Below are 7,724 nucleotides of genomic sequence, written 5' to 3'. Positions count from 1 at the left end.
ACACATCTTCGGTTGTGGTTTTACCAGGCACAATTGTTTTTTCTGAAAAAGCCTCATCAATTATATTATGAGTTACTGCAACCAACTTTTTAAAAAGTTGCATTTCCATTTCTGTTCTGGTTTCGATCCAACCAATGGCTAACTTTTCTGCAGAAACTACTTTATTTTGATATTCTTCAGGAAGATTCTCGAGCAATTCATCATAACCCGTTTTTACCAAACCATCTGCAAGAGGAAAGTGTTTAGATACATTTACACCAATTTTAGTTGGATTTTTTTCTTTAATAATATCTACCAGCGCTTTCCATTGATTGGCTTCTTTTTCTTTATCCCAAGCAGAAGTAATGCTTTTACCTATATTATATCTCGCTACCGCCAACCTTTCTAAAGAATTTTCTTTTTTATTTCTGTAAAAAACAATTATTGTTCTTCTTCTAGCATTTAACCAAGTTGCTGGCAACATTGTTTTTAATACAGGGTCTTCATTATATTCTCTAGAAATTAGCAACCACATATCTATGTCGGTGTCATCCATTAATTTTGGCAATACGTTGGTAAACCTATCTTCTAAAATTGAGTCTTTAAGAACTGCTCTTTCTTTCTCTTTTAAAATAGAATATGTCTGTTTGTTTTTTTTCTCTTTATCACAAGAAAAAGATACTAATATTAGTAGTAAAAGGATGATTTTTTTATTCATAATAATTCGGTTTAAAGACTTAAAAATAATGTTAAAAATTAATAACCTATCTAATTATAGAATAAATTTTGTAATTTAATAGAAGTTAACTCATTAAAAAGAGGTGTTTACTCATTTTAGTTTTTAAAACCAATAATTGTACAATACTTTTGATGTATAAATGAGTTAAATAACAAATTAAAATTATGAAAAAATTTACAAAAATATTACTGTTGATATCTATGGGTCTACTGATTTGGGCCTGTGGTTCTACACCAATAAATACTACCAATACAGAAAAAGAAGAGCCTGTTGTAATTGCCAATGATAGTTTAGAGTACGAAATTATAATTATAGACCCAGGTTTTACGGCTTATTTAGCTGGTGTTGCACAACCAGAAGGTTTTTACACACAAAGTTATTTAGAAGCTAGAAATAGGGCTTGGGTTATAACTTGGAATCAAAGGGCACAAAATCCTGGGATGTATAATGGCAATATTTATGAAAACATTATAGATTACCAACCGAACATCAATTATGGCTACGAGGTGAACTACAAACTATTTAATTATTTTTTATTTGCACAAAGAAAATACAGAATGAGTTTAGGTGGTGGTTTTAGAGCAAATAGAATTAATTAGATTTTTTTATAAGATACAAAGCTATAATCGTAGTCATTTTTTTCGTCGGCTTTAAAATCTTCTCTAGCAACTTCTTTCCATTTATTTACATCAATTTCAGGAAAATAAACGTCTGCATCAAATTCTTTATGAACCAAAGTAATATCTAGTTTATCTGCCAAATCTTTAGCTATTGTTTCTTTATAAATTTGAGCGCCACCAATTATAAAGATTTCCTCTTCGTCTTTCGCAATTTCTATAGCTTGTTCTAAACTGTTAGCTATCAAACAACCATCTTTAAAATAATTTTTATTTCTGGTGATGATAATGGTGGTTCTGTTGGGTAGTGGTTTTCCGATAGATTCAAAGGTATTTCTACCCATTAAAATGTAGTGCCCCGTGGTAATTTTCTTAAAACGTTTCAAATCTGCAGGCAAGTGCCAAATTAAATCATTATTTTTTCCTAAAGCATTGTTTTTAGCAATTGCTGCAATAACTGTAATCATAAAACTGAATCTATTTTTGACAAAAATAAGAGAAATGATTGCAGATTTGACGTTTTTGATAAAAATTCATCAAAAAACAATAAAATACGAAACCGATTTCGGGGTAAAAACACTGAAAATCAAGAAAAAAGGAGAGACTTTTTTTTAGATATAACATAATTAAAGCTTGCTAAATATTAGAAAAAATAATATTAAATGAGCTGTAATTGCTAAAGTGGTAATTCTTTAGGAATACACTTAAATTATGTTTGTTATGTTTTTTGTCTTAATTATTTTTACATCGAAATTCAAATAAAAATATTATGGCTATTAAAAAACAATTTTTAAAAAGTAAACCAGTTTGTAAAGTAACTTTTACAGTACCTGCAGAAGAAGCTAGTAATGTAGCAGTTGTAGGATCTTTTAACGAGTGGAATGCAGAAACGACTCCGTTAAAAAAATTAAAAAATGGCTCTTTTAAAGGAACTGTAGATTTAGAATCTAACAACTCTTACGAGTTTAAATATATAATTGACGGCAATTACGTGAATGAAGCAGCTGCAGATGCTTACGCATGGAATGATTATGCGGATGCTGAAAACAGTGTAATTAATTTATAAAAAAAAAGAGCTTTCTAAAATTAGAAAGCTCTTTTTTTTATTAGATAGCAACCTTGCCTTTTATATGTGGATGAGGGTTATAATCTAACAATTCAAAATCATCAAAAGTAAAATCTTCTATATTTTTTATAGAAGTATTAAGCTTCATTTTTGGTAATGGTCTAATATCTCTAGACAATTGTAGTTCTAATTGTTCTATATGATTGCTGTAAATGTGTGCATCTCCAAAAGTATGGATAAATTCTCCTGATTCATAACCACATACTTGTGCCATCATCATTGTAAACAATGCATAACTAGCAATATTAAAAGGCACGCCTAAAAAAATATCTGCACTTCTTTGATATAATTGGCAAGATAATTTACCATCTGCCACATAAAACTGAAAAAATGCGTGACATGGAGGCAATGCAGCCTTACCATTGGCAACATTTTCTGAAAAACTTACAGAAGTATCTGGCAACACAGAAGGGTTCCATGCAGAAACTAGCATTCTTCTAGAATTTGGATTTTTCTTAAGAGTTGTAATTACATCTTTCAGTTGATCTATATCATCACTATTCCAATTGCGCCATTGATGCCCATACACTGGACCTAAATCACCGTTTTCATCTGCCCATTCATTCCAAATTCTAACACCATTTTCTTGCAAATATTTTACATTTGTATCTCCCTTGATAAACCAAAGTAGTTCGTAAATAATAGATTTTAAATGTAATTTTTTGGTAGTTACCATTGGAAAACCTTCACTTAAATCGAAACGCATTTGATACCCAAAAACACTTTTAGTTCCTGTGCCTGTTCTATCTCCTTTTTCATTACCGTTTTCTAAAACGTGTGTTACTAAATCGTGGTATTGTTTCATTTTTTTGTGTAATTGTTTAATTAAGTAAACTAAGAATGTAAAAATAAAAAAAGCCTCAATAATATATGTCGAAGCTTTTAATTTAATATTTTAAAGTTATCAACTTTTTTTTAAAAAATATTTTTAAAATTATCTGTACTGATTCACGTCTAGCCAATAATCATACCTGCAATGGTTGCAGACATTAAAGAAGCAATAGTACCACCAATTAAAGCCTTTACACCAAATTCTGATAACGTTTTTCTTTGCCCAGGAGCTAAAGAGCCAATTCCACCAATTTGTATTCCAATAGAAGCAAAATTTGCAAAACCACATAACATATAAGTAGCCATAATTACAGATTTGTTATAAGCCAAATGTGTAACATTTGCCACATTTTTTAGCTCTGCCAATTGTATGTAACCTACAAACTCACTTGCTGCCAATTTAATACCTAATAGTTGCCCCATTAGAGTCATATCTGCAGTTGGCACACCAATTAACCACATTAATGGTGCAAAAATATACCCTAAAATAAATTCTAAAGAAAGACTATCATAGGCTGTATTTGCAGCAATAACATCGTTTAACGTTGTAAGGTCACCTATTAAACCCAATCCACCATTTATCATAGCAATAACTGCCACAAAAACTAGCAACATAGCACCTACATTTACAGCTAAACGTAAACCTTCTGTGGTACCATTTGCAATGGCATCTAAGATATTAGAGCCTATTTTTTCTTGAGAAACTGTAACGTCTGTATTTACTTTTTCTGTTTGTGGATATAGTATTTTAGATATTACTATAGCCCCAGGAGCTGCCATAACAGAAGCTGCCAATAAATGCTTTGCAAACACCAATTCTAGTTGCTTATCTCCACCACCTAAAAAACCAATATAAGCTGCTAATACTGCACCAGCAACTGTAGCCATACCACCAATCATTACTAAAAGCATTTCAGATTTATTCATTTTTTCTAAATAAGCTTTTATCAATAAAGGTGCTTCTGTTTGACCTAGAAAAATATTACCTGCCACAGACAAACTCTCCATCCCAGAAATACCTAAAAACTTAGACAAAGCAATGGCCAATATTTTAACGATCCATTGAATAATACCTAAATAAAATAATAAGGATGTTAACGCAGAAAAGAAAATGATAGTTGGCAATACTTGAAATGCAAAAATATATCCAAAAGTATCCATGTCTGCAATTAAACCATCAAACAAGAACTTACTTCCTGCTTTTGTGTATTCTAAGATTTGTATAAATAGCTTGCCCACTAATTCAAAGGCTTTTTGTACAAAAGATACTTTTAAAACTCCAATAGCAATAATTAACTGCAATGCTAAACCAACACCCACTTTTTTCCAGTCTATCGCTTTTCTGTTTGCACTAAATAAAAAAGCAATTACTATTAAAGAAAACATCCCTAAAATACCGCGCCAAAAACTTGTAAATGTAAAATCTTGACTAGGTATGATATCTTGTTTTTTATCTGCTGTAAGCGTATCGTTTTGTATTTCTTCTGCAATGGTTTCTTTATTTGTTTCTTTTACAGGCAATACAATTTTAGCGTATTCTGGTGATGAAAAATGGTAAGTTACCTCTCCTTCTGATAATTGTAAGCTAGCATTATCAAAAGAAACAATATTAAAATACCTGACTGTATCCTTTGGAGTTTTATAATTAAAAATTAACAAATTATTTTGACGAATATATTGACCAGAAGCAGTAATATTTTCTGAAGCAATTGAATACGAAAAAGCCCCCTCTTTAAAAGAAAACACATCTCCCTTTGTTACTTCTAAAAAATTAGCTTTTGCAGCTGTTTTTGCTGTTGATAATTGCCAATCTTGTTCTAAATCTTGCGCAAAAAAAGTTACAGAGATGGCACAAAACAGCATTAAAAATAAGTTTTTCATGAGTTGTGTAGTTTTAAGAGCGTTTACTTATTTCGTCTCTAATTTTTGCAGCAAGTTCGTAGTTTTCGTCAGTGACTGCTTGGTCTAATTGTTTGTTTAATTCTGTAAGAGAAAGTTTTGAAAAAGATGCACCTTTATCTGTGTCTAATAAGTCTTCTGTATCTAAAGAAACTTCGTGCGTTTCTGCTGGATCGTTTAAACCTAATTCTTCTTCTATTTTTAGAAAAACACCTGCTTTGTCTAAAATATTTTCGTAGGTATAAATAGGTGCTTGAAAACGAACTGCTATTGCAATAGCATCTGAAGTTCTTGTATCAAGGGTTTCTTCTTTGCCATCTTTTTCGCAAATTAGACTAGAAAAAAATACGCCGTCTACTAATTTGTGTATAATTACTTCTTTTACTTCTATAGAAAATCGATCTGAAAAGGTTTTAAACAAATCGTGAGTTAAGGGTCTTGGAGGTCTAATTTCTTTTTCTAGAGCAATGGCGATAGACTGTGCTTCGAATGCTCCAATAATTATTGGCAAGGTTCTACTGCCTTCCATTTCGCTTAAAACCAAAGCATAAGCGCCACTTTGGGTTTGGCTATAAGAAATACCTTTTATGGTTAATTTTATTAAACTCATATATTTTATTGCAAATAAAAAAATAGCTTTTGTATAGCTTATTTTTAAGGGCACAATTTACAAAAAATATATAGTACAAGTACTTATTTTTACTGAATTCGGTTTTTTATACAAACTTACGCCTGCGTGAAGGATTGAGCCTTTGTTTGAGCTCTTACGCTTTTGGGCGTAAAGCGAGTGGTGAAAGCCTGACGAAATTATTTTTGTTTTTAAACTTACTATATAAAAAAAACCTACCAAAAAAATTTGATAGGTTTCGATTTAAATTTAAAAAAGTAAAATAATTTGGGCACGCCCATGTCATAAATAATTTATTCAAATTCTTTATTTAGATTCCCGTTTTTACGGGAATGACATTTTATAGGAAACTTTGATTTTAAAAAAAATCAAAGTCCAATTTTTTATGCAGCTTTAAAGGCTTTTAATTTTTCTATTAATTGCGGAACTACCTCAAAAGCGTCTCCTACCACACCATAATCTGCGGCTTTAAAAAACGGTGCTTCTGGGTCTGTATTAATAACTACTTTTACTTTAGAAGCGTTAATACCTGCTAAATGTTGTATGGCTCCAGAAATTCCGATAGCAATGTATAAATTAGAGGCAACTGGCTTACCTGTTTGCCCTACGTGTTCTGCATGTGGACGCCAACCTAAGTCCGATACTGGTTTAGAACAAGCTGTTGCTGCATTTAAAACTTCCGCTAACTCTTCTATCATTGGCCAGTTTTCTGGTCCTTTTAAACCTCTACCTGCAGAAACTACTGTATCTGCGTCTGCTATGGTTACTTTACCTGTTACTCTTTCTACACTTTCTGATTTTACGCCTGATGTTGCTATTTTTGCATCGAAATTTTCTGTAGTGCCTTCTGATGGATTCTCATGAATACCAAAAGAATTTTTAGCCAGACCTATTATTTTTTTATCGGTAGTAATTTCTGTATTTGAAAATGCTTTGTTTGAAAATGCTTTTCTTTTTACTGTAAATGGACTTGTACTAGTTGGCAAAGCAACTGTGTTAGAGGCATAACCTGCTTCTAAATTTACTGCTACTAAAGGTGCTAAATACAAACCATCTATACTAGAATCTATTACGACGACTGTAGCATTTTCTTTATTAGCTACTTGTGTTAGAACTGCTGCGTATTGCTTTGCATTAAATGGCGATAAATTATCATTAGCAACTGTTACTATTTTTGTTGCACCATATTTATATAATTCTGTTGCATCTGTAGCATTTATGGTTAATACAACTAAATCGCTACCAAGTTGTTCTGCTACTTTTTTTCCGTAAGAAACTACTTCAAAAGCAGTTTTTTTAAATTTTCCTTCTGTGGAATCTGCGAAAACTAAAACTGACATATTTTATATTTTTTATAATCCTGAACTAGTTTCAGGATTTTGTTATTTTGAATTTTGAAAACTGATTAATAATCAGGTTTGAATTAAATTTATTTTCTAGATTATTATTTTAAAAGTTTAGTAAAATAAATAAACTCAATTTGTTTCTAAATCTTTAGAAGCTGAATCGCGTTCAGCATAATTTAATCGAAGATTAAATTACTTTAGCTTCGTTGTGTAATAAGCTAATTAACTCGTCTAAATTAGCTGCATCTACTAATTTTACAGCCCCTTTTGGTGCTGGTTTTTCAAAAGAACTAATAGAAGTACTTGCTGTTGCACCTGTAGCTTCTACTACTTGTAATGGTTTTTTACGAGCCATCATAATTCCTCTCATGTTTGGTATACGTAAATCTTTTTCTTCTACAATTCCTTTTTGCCCACCAACTACTAATGGCAAACTAGTTGTTACAGTTTCATTACCACCATCTATTTCTCTTTTTGCAGTTACGCTTGTATCCTCTACTTCCATTTCTACACAACCATTTACAAAATTAAAATCTGTTAACGATGCTAACATTCCTGG

At 31.2% G+C, this 7,724-nt stretch carries 8 protein-coding genes and 1 pseudogene; 2 read left to right on the top strand and 7 right to left on the bottom strand.

Translation table 11 applies throughout. The features are described from left to right. Positions 1-697 (bottom strand): annotated as a pseudogene (locus tag ACTG3S_RS05570) (M24 family metallopeptidase); the annotation flags it as partial. Positions 698-882: 185 nt separating this feature from the next. Between ACTG3S_RS05570 and ACTG3S_RS05565 the strand changes: the two are divergent. Beyond that, on the top strand, positions 883-1,317 hold the full coding sequence (locus ACTG3S_RS05565; protein WP_439128377.1) for a DUF6146 family protein: 435 nt from the start codon (positions 883-885) through the stop codon (positions 1,315-1,317). Here the strand turns inward: ACTG3S_RS05565 and ACTG3S_RS05560 are convergent. Further along, positions 1,314-1,802, bottom strand: a complete 489-nt coding sequence (locus ACTG3S_RS05560; RefSeq protein WP_439128376.1) for a dihydrofolate reductase — start codon at positions 1,800-1,802, stop codon at positions 1,314-1,316. The two genes, ACTG3S_RS05565 and ACTG3S_RS05560, sit on opposite strands and share 4 nt — an antisense overlap. A 302-nt stretch (positions 1,803-2,104) precedes the next feature. On the opposite strand from ACTG3S_RS05560, the gene ACTG3S_RS05555 reads away from it, so the two are divergent. Beyond that, positions 2,105-2,401, top strand: coding sequence for an isoamylase early set domain-containing protein (locus ACTG3S_RS05555; protein WP_439128375.1), 297 nt, complete (start codon positions 2,105-2,107; stop codon positions 2,399-2,401). 40 nt (positions 2,402-2,441) lie between these two features. On the opposite strand, the gene ACTG3S_RS05550 is transcribed toward ACTG3S_RS05555, so the two are convergent. The 5 genes from ACTG3S_RS05550 to ACTG3S_RS05530 all read right to left on the bottom strand — a co-directional run. Then, positions 2,442-3,266 (bottom strand): thymidylate synthase, encoded by an 825-nt coding sequence (locus tag ACTG3S_RS05550; protein WP_439128374.1) that lies wholly within the window; start codon positions 3,264-3,266, stop codon positions 2,442-2,444. Positions 3,267-3,415: 149 nt separating this feature from the next. Next, positions 3,416-5,173 carry a NupC/NupG family nucleoside CNT transporter gene (locus ACTG3S_RS05545; RefSeq protein WP_439128373.1) on the bottom strand — a complete coding sequence of 586 codons (1,758 nt, stop codon included), beginning with the start codon at positions 5,171-5,173 and terminating at the stop codon, positions 3,416-3,418. A 13-nt stretch (positions 5,174-5,186) separates the two neighbouring features. Then, a complete protein-coding gene (locus ACTG3S_RS05540) occupies positions 5,187-5,801 on the bottom strand; it encodes a bifunctional nuclease domain-containing protein (RefSeq protein ID WP_439128372.1) in 615 nt (204 codons plus the stop codon). Between the two features lie 401 nt (positions 5,802-6,202). Continuing rightward, complete coding sequence (locus tag ACTG3S_RS05535; protein ID WP_439128371.1) at positions 6,203-7,159, bottom strand: electron transfer flavoprotein subunit alpha/FixB family protein; 957 nt, start codon at positions 7,157-7,159, stop codon at positions 6,203-6,205. A 193-nt stretch (positions 7,160-7,352) separates the two neighbouring features. Continuing rightward, the coding region (locus tag ACTG3S_RS05530) for an electron transfer flavoprotein subunit beta/FixA family protein (RefSeq protein ID WP_439128370.1) at positions 7,353-7,724 on the bottom strand (372 nt) is incomplete at its 5' end.

The organism is Polaribacter sp., assembly GCF_965656025.1.
GTDB lineage: Bacteria > Bacteroidota > Bacteroidia > Flavobacteriales > Flavobacteriaceae > Polaribacter.
Note: the sequence above shows the minus strand (reverse complement) of the source record. Positions and strands in the feature narration are given on the sequence as shown.